At 74.7% G+C, this 21028-nt stretch carries 24 protein-coding genes; 13 read left to right on the top strand and 11 right to left on the bottom strand.

The genetic code is table 11. The features are described 5' to 3' along the window. Positions 1-81 precede the first annotated feature (81 nt). Positions 82-1689, top strand: a complete 1608-nt coding sequence (groL, locus tag VGL20_13950) for a chaperonin GroEL (protein ID HEY2704783.1) — start codon at positions 82-84, stop codon at positions 1687-1689. Between the two features lie 75 nt (positions 1690-1764). Here groL and VGL20_13945 read toward each other — a convergent pair whose 3' ends face one another. Together VGL20_13945 and VGL20_13940 are read right to left on the bottom strand one after the other, a co-directional pair. After that, the gene (locus tag VGL20_13945; protein ID HEY2704782.1) at positions 1765-2271 is read right to left on the bottom strand and encodes a GNAT family N-acetyltransferase; all 507 of its coding nucleotides are present in this window, start codon (positions 2269-2271) and stop codon (positions 1765-1767) included. Continuing rightward, complete coding sequence (locus tag VGL20_13940) at positions 2268-2657, bottom strand: hypothetical protein (GenBank protein HEY2704781.1); 390 nt, start codon at positions 2655-2657, stop codon at positions 2268-2270. The genes VGL20_13945 and VGL20_13940 overlap by 4 nt, the downstream gene beginning before the upstream one ends. Positions 2658-2677: 20 nt before the next feature. On the opposite strand from VGL20_13940, the gene VGL20_13935 reads away from it, so the two are divergent. The 6 genes from VGL20_13935 to VGL20_13910 all read left to right on the top strand — a co-directional run bounded on the left by VGL20_13935 (position 2678) and on the right by VGL20_13910 (position 10983). Further along, a complete protein-coding gene (locus tag VGL20_13935) occupies positions 2678-3460 on the top strand; it encodes an SAM-dependent chlorinase/fluorinase (protein ID HEY2704780.1) in 783 nt (260 codons plus the stop codon). Then, entirely contained in the window at positions 3457-4194 is a 738-nt protein-coding gene (locus tag VGL20_13930) for an NAD(P)H-hydrate epimerase (protein ID HEY2704779.1), read from the top strand. Before VGL20_13935 ends, VGL20_13930 begins: the two co-directional genes overlap by 4 nt. Before the next feature lie 235 nt (positions 4195-4429). Further along, a complete protein-coding gene (locus tag VGL20_13925; GenBank protein ID HEY2704778.1) occupies positions 4430-6316 on the top strand; it encodes a biotin/lipoyl-binding protein in 1887 nt (628 codons plus the stop codon). Between the two features lie 255 nt (positions 6317-6571). Further along, entirely contained in the window at positions 6572-8404 is a 1833-nt protein-coding gene (locus VGL20_13920; GenBank protein ID HEY2704777.1) for an MFS transporter, read from the top strand. A gap of 90 nt (positions 8405-8494) precedes the next feature. Continuing rightward, positions 8495-9004 carry a hypothetical protein gene (locus VGL20_13915; protein ID HEY2704776.1) on the top strand — a complete coding sequence of 170 codons (510 nt, stop codon included), beginning with the start codon at positions 8495-8497 and terminating at the stop codon, positions 9002-9004. After that, complete coding sequence (locus VGL20_13910; protein HEY2704775.1) at positions 9001-10983, top strand: zf-HC2 domain-containing protein; 1983 nt, start codon at positions 9001-9003, stop codon at positions 10981-10983. The genes VGL20_13915 and VGL20_13910 overlap by 4 nt, the downstream gene beginning before the upstream one ends. Before the next feature lie 48 nt (positions 10984-11031). On the opposite strand, the gene VGL20_13905 is transcribed toward VGL20_13910, so the two are convergent. The 3 genes from VGL20_13905 to VGL20_13895 all read right to left on the bottom strand — a co-directional run bounded on the left by VGL20_13905 (position 11032) and on the right by VGL20_13895 (position 13128). Beyond that, the gene (locus tag VGL20_13905; GenBank protein HEY2704774.1) at positions 11032-11922 is read right to left on the bottom strand and encodes a mechanosensitive ion channel family protein; all 891 of its coding nucleotides are present in this window, start codon (positions 11920-11922) and stop codon (positions 11032-11034) included. A gap of 110 nt (positions 11923-12032) precedes the next feature. Continuing rightward, positions 12033-12242, bottom strand: a complete 210-nt coding sequence (locus tag VGL20_13900; GenBank protein ID HEY2704773.1) for a hypothetical protein — start codon at positions 12240-12242, stop codon at positions 12033-12035. 22 nt (positions 12243-12264) lie between these two features. Next, positions 12265-13128 (bottom strand): undecaprenyl-diphosphate phosphatase, encoded by an 864-nt coding sequence (locus tag VGL20_13895; GenBank protein HEY2704772.1) that lies wholly within the window; start codon positions 13126-13128, stop codon positions 12265-12267. Positions 13129-13210: 82 nt separating this feature from the next. On the opposite strand from VGL20_13895, the gene VGL20_13890 reads away from it, so the two are divergent. Both VGL20_13890 and VGL20_13885 read left to right on the top strand, forming a co-directional pair. Then, positions 13211-13702, top strand: coding sequence for a hypothetical protein (locus VGL20_13890; GenBank protein ID HEY2704771.1), 492 nt, complete (start codon positions 13211-13213; stop codon positions 13700-13702). A 233-nt stretch (positions 13703-13935) separates the two neighbouring features. Further along, complete coding sequence (locus VGL20_13885; GenBank protein HEY2704770.1) at positions 13936-14511, top strand: hypothetical protein; 576 nt, start codon at positions 13936-13938, stop codon at positions 14509-14511. A 79-nt stretch (positions 14512-14590) separates the two neighbouring features. Here VGL20_13885 and VGL20_13880 read toward each other — a convergent pair whose 3' ends face one another. Genes VGL20_13880 through VGL20_13870 form a run of 3 tightly spaced genes read right to left on the bottom strand, consistent with a single transcriptional unit; the run spans position 14591 to position 17292 of the window. Then, positions 14591-14923 (bottom strand): hypothetical protein, encoded by a 333-nt coding sequence (locus VGL20_13880; protein HEY2704769.1) that lies wholly within the window; start codon positions 14921-14923, stop codon positions 14591-14593. Then, positions 14920-16467, bottom strand: coding sequence for a long-chain fatty acid--CoA ligase (locus VGL20_13875; GenBank protein HEY2704768.1), 1548 nt, complete (start codon positions 16465-16467; stop codon positions 14920-14922). Before VGL20_13875 ends, VGL20_13880 begins: the two co-directional genes overlap by 4 nt. Positions 16468-16524: 57 nt before the next feature. Beyond that, positions 16525-17292 carry an SDR family oxidoreductase gene (locus VGL20_13870; GenBank protein ID HEY2704767.1) on the bottom strand — a complete coding sequence of 256 codons (768 nt, stop codon included), beginning with the start codon at positions 17290-17292 and terminating at the stop codon, positions 16525-16527. 118 nt (positions 17293-17410) lie between these two features. Between VGL20_13870 and VGL20_13865 the strand changes: the two genes are divergently transcribed. Both VGL20_13865 and VGL20_13860 read left to right on the top strand, forming a co-directional pair. Next, on the top strand, positions 17411-18277 hold the full coding sequence (locus tag VGL20_13865) for a hypothetical protein (protein ID HEY2704766.1): 867 nt from the start codon (positions 17411-17413) through the stop codon (positions 18275-18277). A 41-nt stretch (positions 18278-18318) separates the two neighbouring features. Further along, positions 18319-18501 carry a hypothetical protein gene (locus VGL20_13860; protein HEY2704765.1) on the top strand — a complete coding sequence of 61 codons (183 nt, stop codon included), beginning with the start codon at positions 18319-18321 and terminating at the stop codon, positions 18499-18501. Positions 18502-18925: 424 nt separating this feature from the next. On the opposite strand, the gene VGL20_13855 is transcribed toward VGL20_13860, so the two are convergent. Both VGL20_13855 and VGL20_13850 read right to left on the bottom strand, forming a co-directional pair. Continuing rightward, positions 18926-19165 (bottom strand): CopG family transcriptional regulator, encoded by a 240-nt coding sequence (locus VGL20_13855; GenBank protein ID HEY2704764.1) that lies wholly within the window; start codon positions 19163-19165, stop codon positions 18926-18928. Next, the gene (locus VGL20_13850) at positions 19162-19335 is read right to left on the bottom strand and encodes a hypothetical protein (GenBank protein ID HEY2704763.1); all 174 of its coding nucleotides are present in this window, start codon (positions 19333-19335) and stop codon (positions 19162-19164) included. Before VGL20_13850 ends, VGL20_13855 begins: the two co-directional genes overlap by 4 nt. A gap of 108 nt (positions 19336-19443) precedes the next feature. Between VGL20_13850 and VGL20_13845 the strand changes: the two genes are divergently transcribed. Beyond that, positions 19444-19599 carry a hydrophobic protein gene (locus tag VGL20_13845; protein ID HEY2704762.1) on the top strand — a complete coding sequence of 52 codons (156 nt, stop codon included), beginning with the start codon at positions 19444-19446 and terminating at the stop codon, positions 19597-19599. 12 nt (positions 19600-19611) lie between these two features. Here VGL20_13845 and VGL20_13840 read toward each other — a convergent pair whose 3' ends face one another. Further along, positions 19612-20259, bottom strand: coding sequence for an LON peptidase substrate-binding domain-containing protein (locus VGL20_13840; protein ID HEY2704761.1), 648 nt, complete (start codon positions 20257-20259; stop codon positions 19612-19614). Positions 20260-20583: 324 nt separating this feature from the next. Here VGL20_13840 and VGL20_13835 point away from each other — a divergent pair, with 324 nt between their 5' ends. Then, positions 20584-20853, top strand: coding sequence for a helix-turn-helix transcriptional regulator (locus VGL20_13835; protein ID HEY2704760.1), 270 nt, complete (start codon positions 20584-20586; stop codon positions 20851-20853). Positions 20854-21028: the final 175 nt, after the last annotated feature.

The raw sequence follows: 21028 nt of genomic DNA, 5'->3' as shown, positions 1-21028 counted from the left end.
TCGACCTACCGGAGTGCTAAACTGGCTCCCGCATCGTTCGCGGTTCCTGTGGACCCTGCCAGCGAGCAGGAGGAGGCATGCATGGCCAAGCAGTTGGTGTTCAACGTCGACGCTCGCGCAGCCCTGAAGCGGGGCGTGGACCGCGTCGCCGAAGCGGTGAAGATCACCCTAGGGCCCAAGGGGCGCAACGTCGTCCTCGACAAGAAGTTCGGCTCTCCGACGATCACCAACGACGGCGTCACCATCGCCAAGGAGATCGAGCTCGAGGAGCCCTTCGAGAACATGGGCGCGCAGCTGGTCAAGGAGGTCGCCTCCAAGACCAACGACATCGCCGGTGACGGCACCACCACCGCCACCGTGCTGGCGCAGGCGCTGATCACCGCCGGCCTTCAGAACGTCGCGGCGGGAGCCAACCCGGTCGCCCTGAAGACCGGCATGGAGAAGGCCGTCGAGGTGGTCGTCGCGGCCATCAAGAAGGAATCCGTCTCCATCAGCGAGCGGAGCCAGATCGCGCAGGTCGCGTCGATCTCGGCCGCCGACCCCAACATCGGCGAGATCGTCGCCGATGCGATGGAGAAGGTCGGCAAGGACGGCGTCATCACCGTCGAGGAGTCGAAGGGCCTGGAGACCGAGCTCGAGCTGGTCGAGGGCATGCAGTTCGACAAGGGCTACATCTCCCCGTACATGGTCACCAACGCCCAGCGCATGGAGGCCGTGCTCGAGGACCCCTACATCCTCATCACCGACAAGAAGATCTCGGCGATCGCCGACCTTCTGCCCATCCTCGAGAAGGTCGTCCAGAGCGGCAAGCCGCTCCTGGTCATCGCCGAGGACGTCGAGGGCGAGGCGCTCGCCACCCTCATCGTCAACAAGCTGCGTGGCACCTTCACCGCCGTCGCCGTCAAGGCGCCCGGCTTCGGTGACCGCCGCAAGGCCATGCTCCAGGACATCGCCATCCTGACCGGTGGCCAGGTGATCAGCGAGGAGGTCGGCCTCAAGCTCGACTCCGCGCAGCTCTCCAGCCTCGGCCGGGCGCGCCGCGTCACCGTCACCAAGGACGACACCACCGTCGTCGAGGGTGCGGGCAGCGCCGACGCGATCAAGGGCCGCATCGAGCAGATCAAGGCGGAGATCGAGAAGTCGACCTCCGACTGGGACAAGGAGAAGCTCCAGGAGCGGCTCGCCAAGCTGAGCGGCGGCGTCGCGGTCATCAAGGTGGGCGCGGCCACCGAGACCGAGCTCAAGGAGAAGAAGCACCGCATGGAGGACGCCGTCTCGGCGACCCGTGCGGCCGTCGAGGAGGGCATCGTGTCCGGCGGCGGCGTGGTGCTGATCAACGCCATCCCCTCGCTCGACAGCCTCAAGCTCGAGGGCGACGAGGCCACCGGGGCGAACATCGTGCGCCGGGCGCTCGAGGAGCCGCTCCGCCAGATCGCGATCAACGCCGGGTCCGAGGGCTCGGTGATCGTCGAGAAGGTGAAGGGGCTCAAGAAGGGTGAGGGCTTCAACGCCGCCACCGGCGAGTTCGTGAACATGATCAAGGCGGGCATCATCGATCCCACCAAGGTCACCCGCTCGGCGGTGCAGAACGCGGCCTCGATCGCCGGCCTGCTGCTCACCACCGAGGCTCTGATCACCGACATCCCCGATCGCAAGGCGGCCGCCGCGCCGCCGATGCCCGAGTACTGACGACCCGCTGGGGTTGACGAGCGGGGGAGGCACGTGTGCCTCCCCCGTTTTCGTGTCCCGGCATTCGGCCCCTGGCTACTCCAACTCCAGCACATAGGCCAGCAGATGCAGCTCGGGGCCGGCGTCGACGTCCCGCTCGGGGGTGCGCTCGAAGCCCATCGCCTCGTAGAGCGCCCGGGCTCGCACGAAGATCATGTGGGTGTGCAGCGAGAGCCGGCGCAGCCCGCGCCCGCGGCTGAGCTCGATCGTGGCCTCGACCAGCGCCCGCCCCACCCCGGCGCCCTGCACCTCGGGGTCGACGGCGAGCATCCGCAGCCCCGCGTCCCCGGGCTCGAGCAGCTCGGCGAGCGGCGACCCCGGAGCCAGCACCACGGTGGCGCCGCCGACCACCCGCCCCCCGAGCCGGGCGGCGAGCACCACCGCCCCCGGGTCGGCGGCGCGGCCCTGCACGTCGGCGAGCTCGGCGGCGTAGCCGTCGGGCATCGGCGCGACCGCGCGGTAGGCGGCGACGGTGAGCTCGGAGAGGCGCGCGAGCTCCTCCGGCAGCGCCTCCGAGACCTGTGCGGCTCCGGCCGGGATCACCCCGCGGGGCAGGTCACGGCGAGGTAGGCGTGCTTGCCCAGGTCCGGCGCGGGCCGGGCGCGGACCTCGAGGTGGGCGTCGCGAGCCGGCTCCGGGCAGCCCGCGGGCAGGCGGACGAACACGCTGCGCGCCCCGTCCTGGACGTACCCCTGGGCGCTGCAGCCGGCGCAGCCGAGCGGGGTGAAGCCTCCCGCCAGCAGGCTGGTGCCGTCGGCGGCGGTGGAGCGCACCGGGTCGCCGAGGAGGCCGCGGACGCCGACCACGAGGGCGGCTGCGACACCGAGCACGGCGAGCACCACCACGGCGAGCGCCCACGCCGGCCGGCGCGCCCGCGCACCCGCGGGCCCGACCGCCGCCGCCTGCCGCTCCACCTCGACGCCGCTCACCGGCCCTACCCTACAGGGCCATGTCCGAGCCGCGCCACGCGGTGGTGCTGGTCACCGACTACGGAGCCGACGACAGCTACGCCGGGGCCCTCGGCGGTGCGCTGTGGTCGATCGAGCCCCGGCTGCGCTGGGCGGTCGGCACCCACGGCGTGCCCGCGGGCGACGTGCTCGCCGGTGCCTACCACGTCAAGGCGCTGGCCCGGGCCTTCCCCGCCGGGACGGTGATCTGCGCGGTGGTCGACCCGGGCGTGGGGACGGATCGCCGCGCCCTCGCCCTCGAGGCCGACGGGGTGCGCTGCGTCGCCCCCGACAACGGCCTCTGCAGCTGGCTCTGGGAGGAGGCGGGCGAGCGCGGCTGCGTATCGCTCCCCTGCCCCGAGGGGGCCGCTCCCACCTTCGCCGGACGCGACCTGTTCGCCCCGGCCGCCGCCCGCCTCGCCGCCGGCGCGCGCCTCGAGGACTGCGGGGAGCCGGTGTTCGATCCGGTGATGCTCCCCGCCGCCTTCCCCCGCCGGGTGGGCGCGGCCCTCTACGCGCGGGTGTGCGTCGTCGACCGCTTCGGCAACGCCATCACCACCGCCCGGGCGGCCGACCTCGGCGGGGCCCGGCCGCTGGCGGCGTCCTGGCCCGGGGGCGCCACCCGCCGGGTGGCCCGCACCTACGCGGAGATCGGCGGCGGCCTCGCCCTGGTGATGGGCAGCGCCGATCACCTGGAGATCGCCGCCCGCGGCGCTCCCGCATCGCGCCTGGGCGGGCCCGCGGCCGGCGCGACGGTGCGCATCTCCCTCGGGGCCGCCGGGTGAGCGCGGCCTCGCGGGAGCGGCGCTACGGGGCGCTGGCCGCCGTCCGGATCGCCGCCCTCGACGCCGCCGCGGTCGGCGCCGGCGTGGACATCGTCATGCTCATGGAGGTGGCCGGCTGGCAGGTGGCGCGCTGCGCCTGGCGGATGCTCGGCCGCCGGCCGGGGCCGGTGCTGGTGGTCGCCGGGCGTGGCAACAACGGCGGCGACGGGCTGGTCGCGGCCCGGCACCTGCGCTCCTGGGGCTGCGCGGTGGACGCCGTGGTGGCCGGCGACGAGGCCCGCCTGCGCGGCGCGGTGGTCGACCAGCTGCGCGCCGCCCGCGGCGCCGGGGTGACGGTGACGGTGGACGAGGACACGTCAGGGCTCGCCGCCACCGCGGCCGCCGCCGCCCTCTGCGTCGACGCCCTGCTCGGCACCGGGCTGCGCAGCGCGCCGCGCCCACCCGACGCCGGCGCCATCGCCGCCCTCGACGGCGCCCGGGTGCTCAGCGTCGACGTCCCGAGCGGGCTCGACGCCAGCACCGGAGAGGCCCACCACCCCTGTGTCCGCGCCGAGGTCACCTGCACCCTCACCGCGGTGAAGACCGGGCTCTGGACCGGATCCGGGCGGGCGCACGCGGGACGGGTCGTCGTCGCCGACATCGGCATGCCGGCGACCGCCTGGAGCGCGTGCGGGCTGGCCCCGCCCACCGCCGTGCGCGGCGGCGCGCTGCTCACCGTGCCGGCGCCTTTCTGACAGTACGGACACTTTCGTACGACATCAAGAGCGTCAATTGCAGGCGGCGCTTCGAATCTCCTAGACTGTCGGCCCCTCGACATATAGACGGCGACGACGCGATGAGGAGCCCTCCGGTGCCGCACAGGCGCGCTGGTGGGAGGGGCGGGAAGGGATGCACGGCAGCGGTCCATGGCGGACCGCGCCGCCGGCGTGTTCATGCCACCCTCGCCCCGATCTCCGGAGGCGAGCGGCGATGACGCGCAGCCGTCTCGCCGCCACCGCGCTCACCGTCGCCTCGCTGCTGCTGGTGCTGCTGGTGACCGTCGACCTGCTCCGCCCGGGGCCGCCGCCGCGGACCCGGGTCGCCACCGCGGTCGTCGCCCGGGGCACGGTGCGGGTGGTGGCGCGGGCGGCGGGCACGCTGGTGCCGGTCAACCAGCAGAACGCCAGCTTCCGCCAGGCGGGTCAGCTCATCGAGGTCGGCGTCCACGTCGGCGACCACGTGCAGGCGGGGCAGGTGCTGGCGCGCATCGACCCGGGCCCGCTGCAGGACGCGCTGCGCCAGGCCCAGGCCCGGTTGCAGCAGGACCAGGCGACGCTCGCCAACACCGTCAGCGGCAACGCGGTCGAGACCGCCCGGCACAACCTCGAGGCCTCCCAGACCGCTCTGCAGCACACCATCGCCCAGACCACCCTTGCGGTCCAGGTGGACACCGCCACCGTGGTCCAGGACCAGCGCTTCCTCGCCAACGACCAGGTGATCCTGCGCCGTGACCAGGCGATCCTCAGCCGGGACCAGGCGGCGCTCAACCGCGACCAGGCCCGGCTCGGCGCCGACCTCGGCACCCTCCAGCAGGACCAGGGACGGCTCGCCGCCGCCAACGCCCAGCTGGCGGGAGATCAGGCGCAGCTGCAGCGCGACCAGCAGCAGCAGCAGCGCGACCAGACGCAGCTGCAGCACGACCAGCAGCTGCAGCAGCACGACTGCGCGGTGGCGCCCGCCGGCGCGGCGTGCGCCGCCGACAAATCCCACGTCGCGCAGGACCAGGCTCGGGTCAACCAGGACCAGAACCAGATCAACCAGGACCAGGACCACATCGCCCAGGACCAGCGGCAGGCGGCGATCGCCCAGGGGCAGGTCAACCAGGACTCCGCGCGGGTGCAGGCCGACCAGTCGGCGATCGCCACCGACTCGCCGCGGGTGGTGCAGGACCAGGCCCTGGTCGCCCAGGACGTGCAGAAGGTGCAGAGCGACCAGGGCAAGCTGCTCGCCGACCAGGGGAAGGGGTCGGCCGACCAGGTGTCGGGTCCCAGGGACGTGGCCGCGGCACGGGCCCAGGTGACGGCGGCGCAGGATGCGCTCGCCCAGCAGACCACCAACCGCTCGACCACGATCGCGGGCCAGCAGGCCGTGGTCGACGGCGATCAGGCGGGGGTGAACAACGCCCAGCAGAACCTCTCCGAGACGGTGCTCACCGCGCCCGCGGACGGCACCGTGGCGAGCGTCAACGGCGCCGTCGGCGAGTCGGTCACCGCCAACGGCGGGGTCACCACTCCGCAGGCGCCGGGGAGCGTGGCCCCCCAGCCCAACCCCGCCGGCGCCGCGGCTGCGCCCGCGGGCGCCATCCCGCCGGCCACCGGGGGCGCGGCGGCGTCGAGCGCGTTCATCGTCCTCAGCAACGTCAACAGCCTGCAGGTGGTGGCGATGATCGGTGAGCAGGACGCCGCCCGGATGGAGCCCACCCAGGCCGCGACCGTGAGCGTGGACGCGCTCCCCGGCGTGCGCCTGCCCGCGGCGGTGCTGGCGGTGGGACCCAACAGCACCGTGCTGCAGAACGTCACCAACTACATGGCGACGCTGGTGCTGCAGGACGGCGACCACCGGCTCAAGGCGGGGATGACCGCGTCGGCGGCGGTGGTGGTGACCGAGCTGCACGACGTGCTGCAGATCCCCAACGCCGCGATCGAGCGCGCCGGCGGCGCCAGCTACGTCACCGTGGTGCAGCCCGACGGCACCGAGCGGCGCACCGCCATCCAGACCGGACAGGCGGGCGACACCGCCACCGAGGTGACCTCCGGGCTGCGGCCGGGCGAGCGCGTGCTGCTCCCCCAGCCGCCGCCGCAGGGGAACCTGCAATGACGCGCACGGGTACTTGCGTTTTCCGACAGAAACACCGTAGGGTGCCGGGTCTGCGACCGGTCCGGACAGACACAGCTCAGGAAGGGAGTGAGGTGACACCAGGGAACCGGCACGGTGCTCACTGAGGCCTGCCGGCGACCAGCTGCGACCGGCCCCGCGAGGCGGCGGGCCGGCGTCCGGGCGGAGGCGGACCGCGGTCCGCGCTCGCACTCGGGCGTCGCGCCCGTCGCCGTCTCCGCCGCGGGCGCGCTTGCGGTGCTCACCGTGAGCGCCGCCCTCGCCCTCTCCGGTGCGGGTGTGCTCGGCGTCGCCGTGCCCGCCGGGCGCGGTCCCCTCGGCGGCGGCGGACCGCTGCTGGTGGCCGCGTACGCCATCCCGCTCGGGCTGATGGCGCTGGTGAGCGGCCACCTCGCCGATCGCGCCGGCGCCGGCCGCCTGCTCCGCATCGGCCTGCTCGGCCTGGCCGGCGCCTCGCTGCTCTGCAGCCTCGCGTGGAACCTCCCCAGCCTGGTGGTGCTGCGGGTGCTCCAGGGCGCCGCCGCCGGCCTGCTCCCCGCCACCGCGCTCGCCCTGCTGCTGCGCGGCACGTCGCGGCGGCGCCTCGGCGAGGCCCTCGGCGCCTTCGCCGCCGGCGCCCTGCTCCTCCCCGCCGCCGCGCCGCTGCTGGGCGCGGCCCTGGCCGGCCAGCCCGGCTGGCGGGCGCTGCTCGCCGCCGAGGCCGCCGCCGCGCTGCTGGCGGCGCGCGCCTCGATGGCGGTGCTGCCGTCCGCCCCGGGCGGCGGCGCCGGACGCCTCGACGTCGCCGGTCTCGCCTCGGGCGGTGCCGCCCTGCTGCTCGCGCTGCTCGCCCTCGGCGGCGGGTCGTGGTGGGGCTGGGGCTCGCCCCTCACCGTGCTCCTCGGCCTCGGTGGCGCCGCCGCCGTCGCCGGGTTGGTCGTCGTCGAGCTGTCCGCGGAGCGGCCGCTGCTCGACCTGCGGCGGCTGTGCGACCCCGCCGCCGGCGCCGCCACGCTGCTCCTCGCGGTGCTCGTCACCTGCCTCGGGGCCGGCTTCCTCGAGGCGCCGTCGCTGCACCTCCAGGCGCAGGGCGGGGGCCCCCAGGGAGCCTGGTCACCGCTCCTCGCCGGCCTCGCCGCCGCGGTGGCGCTGCCCCTCTCCGGGCGGCTCTGCGATCGGATCGGGCCCCGCTGGCCGGCGGCGGCCGGGCTCTCCCTGCTCGCCGACGCCAGCTACCTGCTCCACCTCACCCGCCCCGCCACCGCGGGCTGGGAGGTCGCGGCCCTGGTCGCCCTGCGCGGGGCCGGGATGGGGCTGGCGCTGGCCCCGGTGCTCACCATGGCGGTCGCGGACATCGCCGGCGGGGCCGAGAACCGCGCCGCCGCGGCCGTCGTCAGCGTGCTCCGGCTGCCCGCGGCGATCGGTCTCGCGGTGCTCGCCGGCCTGAGCACGGTGCCGCGGCGGACGCTGTCCGCCCTCGACCCCGGGGCGATGCTGCCGCCGGTGGCCTGGGGGCCGGTGCGCGCCCTGCTCCTGGTCACCGCCGGGGTGGCCGCGCTCGGGGTCCTGCTCGCCCTCCGCCTGCCCACCGCCCCGGCCGGCGCCTCCCGCGTCGACCTGGCGGGGCTGCTCGCCGCGCTCACCGGGACACGGCGCCGGGAGCTCGACCTGACCGGCGTCGACGCGCGGCGTCCCGAGCGCGCCGCCGCCACGCCCGCCGCCCCGCGCCCGCGCCGGCCCCGTCCCGCCACCGGCGCCCGGGCCGCCACCTCCACGACCGCCGCATCCAGGACCCGCACGCCGCGGAGCACCTCCGCCGCCACCCGGGCGGCGAAGGGCCCGGTGGCCCCGGCCACCCGCACCGCCCCGCGCTCGCGCCGCGCCCCGGTGACCGCGGCCGAGCCGCCGGCCCCCCAGGCGTCGCCGGCATCGGCCGCCGGCTCCCGCCCGCGCCCGGCCGCTGCCGGGGCCCGCCGCCGCCGCCCCGCCCCCGCCGCCCTCGCCGGGGAGCTCGCGGACGCCGCGCCCGCCTCCCCGGCGCGGCGCAGCCCGGCCCGACGCCGCACGGCGGAGACCGGCCCGGCGGCCTGACCCATCCGGGCGTCGGGCGGCTGCCGCCTTGACCCCCAAACCGTACATATGTATCCTGGCCGGTACCTGCGTGCCCCGCACGCCACACTGATGACCAGCGTCGCAGCACACGTCTTGCCAGAAACGAGCGAGCTCGCGTTCCTCGTGCGCGAGCACCTCGACGACCTCGCCACCTACTCCACCCACCTCGTCGGAGATCCCGGCGACGCGCTGGAGTTCGTGGCGGCGGCGATTCACCATGCCAGCCGGTACCCGCCGGCGCGGGTGCGTGCCGACGGCCGGGTCGCGCTCTACCGGGCGGTGACCCGCGCCTGCCAGCACCAGCAGCGTCTCCCCGGCCCCCGCCGCCTGCTCCGCCGCTCGAAGCAGCACTTCGGCGCCGACGTCGACGCCGGCGAGGCGACCCGGATCAACACGGTGAAGCGGGCGCTGATGACGGTCGCCTTCGAGCGGCGCGCGGCGCTGCTGCTGCGCGACATGGCCAAGCTCAGCTATCGCGAGATGGGCCGCGCCCTGGAGTGCTCGCCCGAGGCCGCCTCCCGGCTCCTCGCCGGCGCCCGCCGCGACTTCGGCACCGTCTACCGGGAGATCGCGCTGTGAAGTGCAGCCTGCTGACGCTGAGCTGCTACGTCGACGGCGAGCTGCCCGCCCCCCGCAAGGGTGAGCTCGAGGCCCACCTGGTCGGCTGCCACCGCTGCCGTGCCGGGCTGGGCCACCTCCGCGAGGAGGTCGAGCGGGTCCAGGGCCTGGCCCGGGTGCACCTTCCCGAGACCTCGGTGCGGCTGCTGCTCGAGCAGACCCGGCTGATCGCCGCCGGCGACCCGATGCCCGCGGTGCCCGACGCCGCCGCGGTGGCCGGGCCCTCCGAGAGCACCCCGCCCTGGCTGCGCGGCGGCACCGGCGCGGCGCTGCCCTGGGCCACCGCGCGTCCGCCCCAGATGCCGCGGCGCCCTCCCGCCGGCCTGGTGCCCGCCCCCGGGGGCCCGGTCGCACCGGCGGCGCCGCCGCCCTCCGCCACCCCCGACACCTTCGACGTCTGGGCGGCGGCCCGGGTGGATGCGCCCCCCGGCACCGAACCGCCCTCCGGGCCACTGCCCGACGGGCTGCCCGAGCCGCCGCCGGCGGAGCCGCCGCAGAGCCGCGCAGAGCGGCGCCGCGCCCGGGCCGAGGCCCGCCAGGCCGCCGAGGCCGCCGAGGCAGCGGGGGCCGCCACCGCGCCGGCCGCCGAGGCCGGGCTCGAGACCATCTCCACCGAATCGCCTCCGGAGGCGCCGGCTCCGGACATCCCGTCCTCCACCTCGGACCCGGCGACGCCCGGGCACCCCGAGACCGCCGCCGCCGCCGTTCCACCTGGAGGAGACGCCGTGCCCGTCTGGACGCCCGAGAGCTCGGCCGAGACACCACCCGTCGCTCGCTACCCGCTCACCGACGAGGACGCCCTCGACGAGCCCACCACGGTGGAGCGCTTCGGCCCGATGCCGGCCCCCCGTCCCGGTGTGGTCGACCGCCTCCGCGAGAAGATCGCGCTGCGGCGCGCCCTCCGCGTCGCCGCCCTCGACGACCGCGACGACAGCATCGAGATCGTCAGCGGCCCGGGCGCTCCGATGCGCGGCACCCGCTCGCGCTCCGACCTGGCGCGGCGTCGCAGCGAGGCGCTGCGCCCCGCCGCCCGACCCGACGGCGCCGCCTGGGAGGGGGAGGAGGGAGCCTCCACCCCGGTCCCGGAGCGGACCGGGCGCCGCGAGCCCACCGTCGACGAGCTGCTCGCCCCCCCGGCGCGGCCCTCGAGCCTCGCCGGCTCGGCCGCCCTCCCGGCGCCCCGCCCGGCGCCGCCCGACGCCGAGACCGACGAGGAGTGGCCCGCCTGGCGCCCCGAGGCCGAGCCCGAGGCGCCCCGCCGCCGCCGCGCCGGCGCGGCCGCCGCCGCCACCGCCTCCCCCGGCGCCGCCGCGCCGGCCGGCAACGCCCGTACCATCGACGGCCGCCGGCTCACGGTGGTGCTCGGCGCCGCCATCCTGCTGATGTTCGTGGTCGGCGTCGCCAGCGCGCGCTCGACCTCGCCGCTGCCCGCCACCTCGACCTCGGGCACCTCGGGAACCCAGGCGCCGCCGGCGGCGACGGTGCCCCAGCACCCGGCGGTGGTCCCGCCGGCCGGCCCCTCCGCCGCGCCGGTTCCGGCCGCCCCCCACTCCTCGGCGGCCCTCGCCGGGCTCACCGGCACCGTGACCGTCGGCGATGGTGCGCCCGGGTGGAGTGTCCAGGGCATCCGCTACGGCGCCCACGCCGGCTACCTGCGCATGGTCTTCGACCTGCAGCCCGCCGCCGGCGCCGCGTCGGGGTCGCCGCGGGCGACGATCGGTTTCCAGGACCCGACCACGCTGATCGTCAGCTTCGACCAGGCCACCGCCCCGGGCGCCCCGGCGGCGCCGCTGGCAGGCGGCCTGGTGACCTCGGTCAGCCTGCTCACCCCGCCCCCGTCCGCCGGCTCGACCGCCTACGTGGTCAGGCTCGCCCACGCGGTCCAGTTCACCCCCAGCTTCGCGAGCGGGCCGCTCCGGCTGATCCTGGACCTGCACTAGTCAGGAGGGTGTCCTCGGGGGGAGGTGGCCCCCCGGGTACGAACCGGACTACCGTGCCACCAGCACCTCGGCGGGGGCCTCGGGGATGGGATCGGCCGCCGTCCGGCGGGCGATGCTCAGCACCTCGCTCTCCTCGACCCGGCGCAGCGACCGCACCTCGATGTCGCAGGTGAGCGCCTCCTCGCCGGCGAGCACCAGGGCCCGGGGGCGCACCGTCACCCGGTCGTCGGCGCCCAGCTCGAGACCCTCGGTGAGCACCCCCCGCAGCCGGGCCACGCCGATGTGACCGGGGAGGGTCAGGGTCAGCGTCACCCGCACCGGGAGGCTGTCGGTGCGGGTGATCGCGGTCATCGCCACCGCGTTGGGGATGGTCAGCTGCTGGTCGTCGGAGCGCAGGGTGGTGTACATCGCGCCGATCGCCAGCACCACCCCGTCGCATTCGACGCCGCTCGACGACGTCGACCGCAGGTGCGCCCAGTCACCGACGCGGTAGGGGCGGGCGAGGCCGATCACCAGCCCGGCGAAGAGGTTGGCGAGCGACGACTGCGCGGCGGCGCCGATGATCACGCCGAGCACCGCGCTGCCGAGCAGGAAGCCGGAGAGGTCGACCCCCAGGGCCGAGGTGAGGAAGAGCGCGAGCAGCCCGTAGGCGAGCCAGGTGGTGGCCCCCTGCAGCGCCACCAGCGCGCCGCGCTGCGAGCCGCGATGGAAGAAGGCCGCGAGCAGGAAGTGGACGGTGATCGCCCCGGCGACGGCGGCGCAGAGGAGCACGCCGACGTGCACGGGCGGGGCGTACGCCGCGGGCACGAGCCGGGTGACGTCGGTGCGGACGGTGACCACCACCAGCATCGTCAGGCCGGCGGCGACGGCGGCGGCCCAGTCGCGGGCGGATTCGCCGGCGCGTCGTTGCAGCGAGTCCGGGGCGCGTCGAATCCACATCGTCGTTTTTCCCCCTGGAACCGGGCGGACGGATGCCGGGTCGGTCAACCCCTCGGCCTCCACCTTACCCGGAGCGTCCCTCGAACGTGCGCGCCGCCGCCGCGGCGGGGCTACGCCTGCGGACGCCGCGCGAAGTTGGCCCCGATCAGGCAGAGGGCGCCGAGGATGAGCGCCAGGATGCCGTGCTTGTAGTGCCGCGCCGTGGTGCCTGCGAGCAGGCTGGTGTCGGTGGTCATGTAGAAGATCGCGGCGATCAGGAAGATCACCGCGAGAATCACGAGACCGATGGCGAGAGCCATGTTGCCGCTGCGCGACTGCATCACGCGCGTCCTCCGTGAGCCCTCACCTGGCGAGCGCCAGGGTGGCGATGCCGAGCGCCGCGCAGTAGGCGGCGAAGGGGTCGAGCCGTCCGCTGCGGAAGTAGCGGATGAGGAACCGTGCGCTCAGGTACGCGACCACGGCGGAGAGCACCGTGGCCGCCAGGTAGGTGCCGAGGGGAACCCCGCGCTGGAACAGCTGGGGCACCTCGAGCACACCGGCCGCGAGGATGATCGGGGTGGCGAGCAGGAACGAGAAGCGGGCCGCCTCCTCGTGTCGGAGCCCTGCCACCAGGCCTCCGGCCATGGTCACGCCGGCCCGCGAGATCCCCGGCATCAGCGCCAGGCACTGGCAGGCGCCGACCAGCAGCGCGGAGCGCACGCTGAGGCTCTCGACGCCGCGGAAGGCGGCCTCGCGGGTCTCGCCGGCCTCGCTGTCGATCCGCGCGCGCCGCTCGTCCCGACGGCGCAGCAGCTCGGCGCCGAGCAGGATGCCGGCGTTGACGATGAGGAAGGCGCCGGCGGCGCGGGGGTTGGCGAAGAGCGACTTCAGCGACTTCTCGAGGAAGAAGCCGAGGATCCCGGTGGGGATGGTCCCCACCACGATGAGCAGCGCCAGCTTCTCGTCGGTGCCCTCGACCCGGCCGCGCACCGAGGCGCGCAGGAAGCCGCCGACGATCCGCACCCACTGCTCCCGGTACAGGAGGATCAGCGCCGACGCCGTCCCCAGGTGGAGCAGCACCAGGAAGGGAACGAAGCTGTCCTCGGTGGGCCGGAAGTCGAGGTGGAGGAGGCTGGGCACCACCACCGCGTGGCCGAGCGAGGAGACCGGAAAGAGTTCGGTCGACCCCTGGAGGAGCGCGATGAAGCCGGCGAGCCAGGGGGACATTCGGGGGGACCATACCATCCACCACAAGATCCTGCCCCCGGGAGTCGTTCACCCTCTGCACTCCCGACCACGGAGGATTCCCGTGCCTCTGCGCCTGCCCCTGCGCCTGGTGGTCGCCGGTCTCGCCAGCCTGGTCGCCGCCCTCATGGTGATCACCCTGGTGCCCGCGCGCCCCGCCCCGAGCCCGACCGCCTCGGCGATCGCCGGCGCCCAGGCGTGGGCGATGATCGAGCACCTGTTCCACGTCGACGTCCCGGTTCCGCTCGGGGGCACCTCGGGCGGCAGCCTGCCGGCGACGCCCCCGGCACCGGCCCCGGCCCCGAGCGTCCCCGCTCCGGCGGTCGCCAAGCTCCCGCCCGCCGCCGCGATCAGCCCCGGCCGCGTCGCCGCCATCGACCGCCACGCCCCGGCTCCCCGGCTCGCCCCCGTCGCCGCCCCGCCGCCCGCCCCGGTGGTGGTCGCGCCCCCGGTCGAGGCGCCCGCCGCCCCGGTGCCGGCGGCCCCCGCGCCCTCGCTCCTCGACGCCGTGACCTCGCTGGTCGCGAACCTCCTCGGTCTCCTCACCGGAGGATGAGCGCAAACCCGTCCGGGCATGTACGGTTGTCATGGGTGCCCGAACGCATCCGCTGAGGATGTGGGGTGGTCGCACGAAGCTCCGGGCACCTGGCGACGTGCAGAGTTTCTCCGTACGGAGGAGAGAGCCGATGACCCCGGACGAGGTGACCCACAAGGAGAGGCGCTCCGCTCCGGAGCCCCTCGTGATCCCGCTGCCGCAGCCCCAGGAACCCGTGCCCCCACGGTAGCGAGATGGACGATGTTCCGACCCCGATCGTGGGCTTCCGCTGCTGGGTGCTGGAGCTCGGCAAGCCGGTCCTGAAGAGCATGGCGATGCGCTTCGAATGGCCCGCCGGCGAGATCGCCGAGGCGACGTGCATGTACTCCCCGCACGACCCGCCGCGGCACCAGGCCCCGGACGACGGCTGCCGCTGCGGCCTCCACGCCCGCACCACCCCCGAGGGATGCGGTGAGGAGTACCCGTACTACCCGGTCCACGGGTACTGGGCGTATCGCAGCGCGCCGACCAGCGGGCTGATGGCGATGGGTGCGGTGCTCATGTGGGGCACCACGCTGCGCGGCAAGCGGGTGATCCGGGCGCAGTACTCCCGGGTGCTCTGCCTCACCGAGAAGCCCGACCTGTGGGCGCCCCGGAGCGGCAGCAACGACCCGTCGCGGGTGTCGAGCGAGAACGTCGCCCGGCGCCAGGAGACGCTCGAGGAGATCTGCGCCGCCTACGCCGTGCCGATGGTGCCGTTCGCCTCGGTGGCCCGGTACGCCAGCGAGTTCGGAGAGCTGACCGAGCGGGGGAACGAGCTGGCCGCCTGAGGACCACGGGGGGACGACTCACGATCCAGGTGCTGAGCCTGGGGGAGCCGCTCCATTCTGCGCGCCGGCGCAGCGAGCCTCAGTGGTTGAGATAGGCCTCGCGCACCTGGCCGCAGGCGGCGCACGACTCGATGACCACGCTCACCAGCTGGCGCGCGTGCGGAACCGGGGCGTGGTCGGCGAGGTCGGTCTCGAGGTGGGCGGCGCAGTCGCAGAAGCGGTCCAGGAAGGCGAGCTCGACGGCCACCGCCTGGTCGCAGGCGGGGCAGCTCTGCACCAGCAGCATCGGGAAGCGGTAGCCGCGGTTGGTGCTCAGCACCGCCTCGATCGAGGTCACCTCGACCGGTCCGCGGCAGAGCGGGCAGTCGGGTGGCCGGCGCGAGCGCAGGGCGGTGCCGGCGTGGGAGATCACCCGGCCACCGGGGCCTCCGCCGCCGCCGGCTGCGCGAAGCGGTCGCGCAGCTGGAACTTCAGCACCTTGCCGGCGGGGTTGCGCGGCAGCGCCTCGGTGAACACCACCTGGCGGGGCTGCTTGTAGCGGGCCAGCCGTCCCTGGGTGAAGTCGAGGAGGTCCTGCTCCGCCGCCACCGCCCCCGACTTGAGGACGACGATGGCCAGAACCACCTCGCCCCAGCGCTCGTCGGGCATCCCGATGACCGCCGCCTCGGCGACGTCGGGGTGCCCGTAGAGGCAGTCCTCGACCTCGGCGGGATAGACGTTCTCGCCGCCGCTGATGATCATGTCCTTCTTGCGGTCGACGATGTAGTAGAAGCCGTCGGCGTCACGGGTGGCGACGTCGCCGGTGTGGAACCAGCCGTTGCGGATCGCCTCGGCGGTGGCCTCGGGCCGGTTCCAGTAGCCCTTCATCACGTTGGGCCCGCGCACGATCACCTCGCCGCGCTCGCCGGTGGCCACCTCGCGGCCGGCGTCGTCGACCAGCATCACGTCGGTGAAGAACGGCGGCAGGCCCGCCGAGCCGACCTTCTCGAGCGCCCTGTCGACCGGCACCAGGGTGACGAAGGGCGAGGTCTCGGTGAGCCCGTAGCCCTGGGCGAAGGTGAGCCCCCGCGCGCCGTAGAGGCGGATCAGCGACTCGGGGACGGGGGCGCCGCCGCAGAGGAGGAAGCGGATGCTGGAGAGGTCGGCGCCGGCGAACCCGGGATGCTGCGACATGAACAGGAACATCGCGGGGACGCCGAACATCGTCGTCGCCCGGTGGCGGGGGATGAGGTCGAGCACGCCGCCGGGGTCGAACGCCCGCATCAGGACCACCTCGGCCCCCTTGAGGAAGGCGATCAGCGGGGTGACGTTGAGCCCGCCGATGTGGAAGAGCGGGGCGCACACCAGCGTGATGTCGTCGACGCTGGTGTCGAAGGCGAGGGCGGCGTTGATGTTGTTCCAGAGCAGGTTGCCATGGGTGAGCATGGCGCCCTTGGGCCGGCCGGTGGTGCCCGAGGTGTACATGATCACCGCCACCTCGTCGGTGGCCACCTGGTTGTCGAGGTCGTCGTCGCGCTGGTCGCGGAGCAGGTCGTCGAGGGCGCGCACCCCCGGGCGGGCGGTGCGGCAGACCAGCTCGCGGCAGGGGATGCGGTCGCGGATCTCGTCGACGGCGGGGGCGAAGGCCTCGTCGTGGACGAGGGTGTGGACGCCGGCGTCGCCGATGATGAAGGCCAGCTCGGGCGCGGTGAGCCGGAAGTTCAGCGGCACGAAGATGGCGCCGAGCTTGGCGGCGGCGAAGAGGGTGACGAAGAAGTCCGGGTGGTTGAGGTCGAGGTAGGCGACCCGGTCGCCGTGGTTCACCCCCAGGGCCCGGAGCGCGTGGGCCAGGCGGTTGGCCCGCCGGTTGAACTCCGCGTAGTCCCAGCGCTCGCCCTCGAAGACCAGGGCGGAGCGCTCCGGGGTGAGCGCCGCCCGGCGGGTGAGCCAGTAGCCGAGACCCGTGTCCATCGCCATCGGTCGCGCCCTCTCCCGTATTCGGTGTCGACGGCCCGGAGGCCGCCTCCATTGTGATCAGGCCAGGTGGCCCCCGTCGACGAGGATCACCGCGCCGGTCACGTACGAGGCGGCGTCGGAGGCGAGCCAGAGCACCGGCCCGGCGATCTCGTCGGGCTCCGCCACCCGGCCCAGCGCGCTGCGCTCGAGGATGCGGTCACGGATCTCCGGGGTCTCGACCAGCATCCGGGCGAAGTCGGTGCGCACCACCCCGGGGGCGACGGCGTTGACGCGGATGCCCTGGGGGCCGAGGTCGCGCGCCAGCGACCGGGTCATGCTGATCACCGCCGCCTTGGAGGCCGCGTACGCCCCCATCCCCGGGTCGGGGGCGAGCCCGGCGATGCTGGCCAGGTTGACGACGCTGCCGCCGTGCTCGCCCATCCAGGCCGCGACCGCCTCGCGGGTGAAGTTGATCGGGCCCTTGAGGTTCACCTCGAAGGTCTTGTCGATGGCGCTCGAGCTGTGGGAGAGGAGGGGGCCGAACTCGGGGTTGGTGGCGGCGTTGTTGACGAGGACGTCGAGCCGCCCCCACCGGTCCATCACCTCGCCGACGACCCGGGCGGCGTCCTCGGCGCGGCCGGCGTTGCCGGGCGCGGCCATCGCCTCGCCGCCGCGCTCCTCGATCTCGGCGACCACCGCATCGCAGGCGTCCTGTTTCCGCGAGGACACCGCCACCCGTGCCCCGGCGTCGGCGAGGGCGAGGCTCACGGCGCGGCCGATGCCGCGGCTGCCCCCGGTGACCAGGGCGACGCGCCCGGTGAGCAGGAAGCGGTCGAGGATGGACACGGCGCGCCTCCTGGTGCGGGGGATCCCGCCGGGCCTTCAGGTGCGTGAGGTGATCGAGGGATGATAATCGCAGCTGCATGAGCCCTCTTCGCAGGATGCGGGTGCGCCGGCCCCGGGGGTGCCGGTGATCGCCCGCCGGCTGTCGGCGTCGTTGCTGGTCCTCCTCACCGCCCTCCTCCTGGTGCGCGTGTCGGCGGTGGCGATCACCCGCGACCACGCCTCCGAGGTGTGCGTCGGCCCGGTGCCGGTGGGCGGCTCCTGCACCACCAGCTCCACCACAACCAGCGCCACCTCGACCCGCACCACCACCCAGTCGACGACGACGACCTCGACCTCGACCACCGTGACCGAGACCGAGACCACCACCGGCGCCTCCGAGCCGTCGACCACCACCTCGACCACCACCGCGGCGTCGACCGGCCGCACCGCCGCCGCCGCCTCCCCGGCCGCCTCCCACTTCCCGCCGCCGCCGCCGCCGCTGCCGCCCCCCTCGCCGGGGAGCGCACCGGTCTCCCCGGAGGCGGTGGTGCAGCGGATCGTGATCGTGCCGGCGGCCTCGGGCCCGATCGCTCCCGGCGACACCGTCGAGGTGCAGGCCACCCTGGAGGCGCAGCGCGGGACCGAGATCTTCGCGGTGCCCCACGTCCCCGTGAGCTTCGCCCTGGTCGCCGCCTCGGGCAGCGGCGCCACCGTCAGCCCCGCGCGGGTCAGCAGCGGCGACACCGGCGTGGCGCTGATGCGGGTGCGCACCGGCGACCTGCCCGGCGACACCGTGGTCAGCGCCACCTCGGGTACGGCGAGTGCCCAGCTGGCCCTCCACACCGACCTGCCGGTGAGTGCCGCCGCCCATGTCGCCCCGCCGGCGACCCCGGGGGCGGGCTCCGCGCCGGGGGGCGGCCACCGGCTCGCCTGGGCCGGGGTGCTCGCCTCCGCCGGCATCATCGGCTTCGCCATGCTCGGGCTGGCGCGGCGACGGGTGAGATAAGCCTATAATCACACTGTCACATAGTCGTACGGAGGAACCCCATGGCTGTCACCCGCCGCTGCCCCCGCTGCGCCCGGTGGCATGCCGTGCTGCAGGCCTGCGTGCCGGGTGCCGTCGACCTGACCAGCTGGGTGGCGGGCACCCTGCACCAGCAGGACGAGGCCGATCGCGCCGAGACCCGCGTGATCGCCGAGTTCCGCCGCGACCGGCGGCCGGCGGGGTGACCGGCGGCGGCTCCGGTCAGACCGCCAGGCTGGGCTGGTGGCCCGAGGCTGGACGGGGATGATGCCGCCGGCGAATCCGCTCCGCGGCCTGCTCCGCGCCCGGGGGGAGGCCTCCCGGATGAGCGCACGCGGAACCGAACCCGCGCCGGCTCAGCTGGTGGCCGAGGTGACCGCAGGTGAGCCCGTCGGGCTCGGGGACGGGGAGCGGCTCGGAGCGGAACCAGCGCACCACCTCCCGCCGCATCCGCACCGGCTGGAAGCCGGGACACGCTCGGACGGCGCCGCCCTCGAGTGAGGCGAGGGCGCACCGAGGCAGGGTGAGTCGGGCGGGTGTCCGCATCGCAGGAGCCCCTCTGAGGATAATCTGACAGTTAAGGTATCAGAAGTTTTCCCCAACGCGCCACACTCGCCGCTGCCCCGGCTGCTATCCGCCCGACGGCCTCCCCGGCCGGGGCCGGCCGTCGGTGCCGTCGCGCAGCGCCGCCTCGACGTCGCCGAGATGAGCGAACCCGGCCTCCACCAGGGCGCTGACCAGGCGGCTGCGGGAGACCCGGCCGTAGGCGTAGTTGAGCCGCCGGCTCTCGTGGTCGATGCGCTCGGCGGTGCGCTGTGGCAGGTAGACGGTGAGCCGCGCGCCCGGCGGTCCGGCGGGCTGGCCGTTCACCCGGCGGCCCGGTGACGGAGGAAGCGGTCGACGGCGACCCTTTCGGCGAGGTCGACGATGCGCCGCTCCTCGGCGCTTCCCGCGGTCCACCCGGCGAGCGCCTCGGAGGCTCCGCAGGCCCGAGCCATGGGGTGCGCCCGGCCGCAGCGCCGGCAGGGGGGGACGATCATGATGCCACCTACGTCGGTTAATAACTTGTGATAGTATGACTATACACTGATCGCGCCTCGGACTGCGTGGGGTGGCCCAGGACGATCACTCATCGTGGAGGCGTCGACATGGTCCCGGTCCTGCTCTTCCTGCTCCTGGTCGCGCTGCTCTTCGGAGCGGGGGCGGCGGTTCACACCCTCTGGTGGATCGCGGTCATCGCCCTGGCGGTCTGGGTGGTGGGCTTCCTCGCCCGGCCCTCCGGCGGCCGCTGGTACCGCTGGTAGCAGCGGGCCCGGCTAGTTCGGGGAGAACGCGCCCGTGGGTGCGTCGCGACGTGCCAGCATCTGGTCGAGCAGCACGGCCTCGCGCCGGAGCAGCGCCAGGCAGCCGCGCAACCGCTCACGGGCCGCGTCCATCTCCAGCAGCTCCTGCTTACGGGTGACCTCCACCTGGAGGGTGGCGGCGACCAGGTAGGACAGCAGCTCGGGATCGTCGGGCAGCTCGATGCTCGCCGGGTCCTGGCCGGCGAGCTGCCGGAGGGTGTCCGCGTAGCTGCGGAAGGCGGTGACCACCTGACGGGCCAGCTCCGCGGAGACCAGCTCGCCGTCGGTGTCCTGGAGGTACTCGACCTCGCCGACCAGGTACGGCCTGCGGCTCGAGACCCCGACGATGCGGAACCGCGAGGCGCCCACGACGAGCAGGTTGTAGCGCCCATCGTCGAGCTTCTCGACCTTGCGCAGCTGGGCCAGGGTCCCCACCGGATGCGGGGTCGCCGGCCCCATCGCCTCCACCCCCTCGCGGATGGCGACGACGCCGAAGCTGGTTCCCTCCGCCTCGCAGTCCCGCATCATCTGCCGGTACCGCTCCTCGAAGATGTGCAGCGGCAGCGGCATGTGCGGAAAGAGCACCACGCTCAGCGGAAAGAGAGGGATCTCGACGCCCATGACCGATGGAGTCTACGGCGCCTCGCGCTGTGTGGCGCGGGTTCCGTGTCGACGAGCGACTCTCAGCCCCAGCGACCCGCGTGACGCACTCGCGCATCGCTCTCCCGCAGCGGGGGGACGGGCGACGGCGATCGGCGGGGCGTATCGAGCCGCATACCCCCGCGGCGAGATCCGAGGCGAGTCGATCGCGGAGCGATCGCCGCCGTCCCCGCCGAGCGCCGTCGCCCGGCCAGCGGCGCCCATGGTCAGCGACCCTCCGACGGCGCGCCAGCCAGAGCGAGGCTTTTGTTGACAAACATACTCCTGCGTCTTAGGATGTTCCACATGAATGTCGAGGTTCGTGCCGTCGGTCTCCGGGGGATGCGTGAGAAGCATGGCCTCACCCAGCGCGAGCTGGCCCGCCGCCTCGGGGTCACCCAGAACTACATCCCGGCCCTCGAGGCGGGCACCCGCAATCCCGGGCCGAAGCTGCGCCAGTCGCTGATGCAGCTCTTCCAGTGCGATTTCGAGGACCTGTTCCAGGTCGTCATGGTCAATCCCGTGGACAAGCAGGAGCAGGTGCTCCGGCCCGAGGGCAAGGTCAGGACGGGCTGACCCAGCCCGCTGCCTACAATCGGCCGCCATGAGCTGCGACCGGCTCCTCCTCGAGGGGATGGAGTTCTACGGCTATCACGGCGACATCGAGGCGGAGCGGGCGCTGGGCGGGCGCATCGAGGTCGACGTCGAGGTGCGCGCCGACCTGGGCGTGGCGGGCCGCAGCGACGCCCTC

It is taken from the genome of Candidatus Dormiibacterota bacterium, from assembly GCA_036495095.1.
GTDB lineage: Bacteria > Chloroflexota > Dormibacteria > Aeolococcales > Aeolococcaceae > CF-96.
This window is presented reverse-complemented; position numbering and strand designations above follow the sequence as displayed.

What these genes read in the sequence shown, in the direction of transcription:
- groL (HEY2704783.1), top strand. Translation starts at nt 82, where the DNA reads ATGGCCAAGCAGTTGGTGTTCAACGTCGACGCTCGCGCAGCCCTGAAG.
- VGL20_13935 (HEY2704780.1), top strand. Translation starts at nt 2,678, where the DNA reads ATGTCCGAGCCGCGCCACGCGGTGGTGCTGGTCACCGACTACGGAGCC.
- VGL20_13925 (HEY2704778.1), top strand. Translation starts at nt 4,430, where the DNA reads ATGACGCGCAGCCGTCTCGCCGCCACCGCGCTCACCGTCGCCTCGCTG.
- VGL20_13915 (HEY2704776.1), top strand. Translation starts at nt 8,495, where the DNA reads ATGACCAGCGTCGCAGCACACGTCTTGCCAGAAACGAGCGAGCTCGCG.
- VGL20_13905 (HEY2704774.1), bottom strand. Translation starts at nt 11,922, where the DNA reads ATGTGGATTCGACGCGCCCCGGACTCGCTGCAACGACGCGCCGGCGAA.
- VGL20_13900 (HEY2704773.1), bottom strand. Translation starts at nt 12,242, where the DNA reads ATGCAGTCGCGCAGCGGCAACATGGCTCTCGCCATCGGTCTCGTGATT.
- VGL20_13895 (HEY2704772.1), bottom strand. Translation starts at nt 13,128, where the DNA reads ATGTCCCCCTGGCTCGCCGGCTTCATCGCGCTCCTCCAGGGGTCGACC.
- VGL20_13885 (HEY2704770.1), top strand. Translation starts at nt 13,936, where the DNA reads ATGGACGATGTTCCGACCCCGATCGTGGGCTTCCGCTGCTGGGTGCTG.
- VGL20_13875 (HEY2704768.1), bottom strand. Translation starts at nt 16,467, where the DNA reads ATGGCGATGGACACGGGTCTCGGCTACTGGCTCACCCGCCGGGCGGCG.
- VGL20_13860 (HEY2704765.1), top strand. Translation starts at nt 18,319, where the DNA reads ATGGCTGTCACCCGCCGCTGCCCCCGCTGCGCCCGGTGGCATGCCGTG.
- VGL20_13850 (HEY2704763.1), bottom strand. Translation starts at nt 19,335, where the DNA reads ATGATCGTCCCCCCCTGCCGGCGCTGCGGCCGGGCGCACCCCATGGCT.
- VGL20_13845 (HEY2704762.1), top strand. Translation starts at nt 19,444, where the DNA reads ATGGTCCCGGTCCTGCTCTTCCTGCTCCTGGTCGCGCTGCTCTTCGGA.
- VGL20_13840 (HEY2704761.1), bottom strand. Translation starts at nt 20,259, where the DNA reads ATGGGCGTCGAGATCCCTCTCTTTCCGCTGAGCGTGGTGCTCTTTCCG.
- VGL20_13835 (HEY2704760.1), top strand. Translation starts at nt 20,584, where the DNA reads ATGAATGTCGAGGTTCGTGCCGTCGGTCTCCGGGGGATGCGTGAGAAG.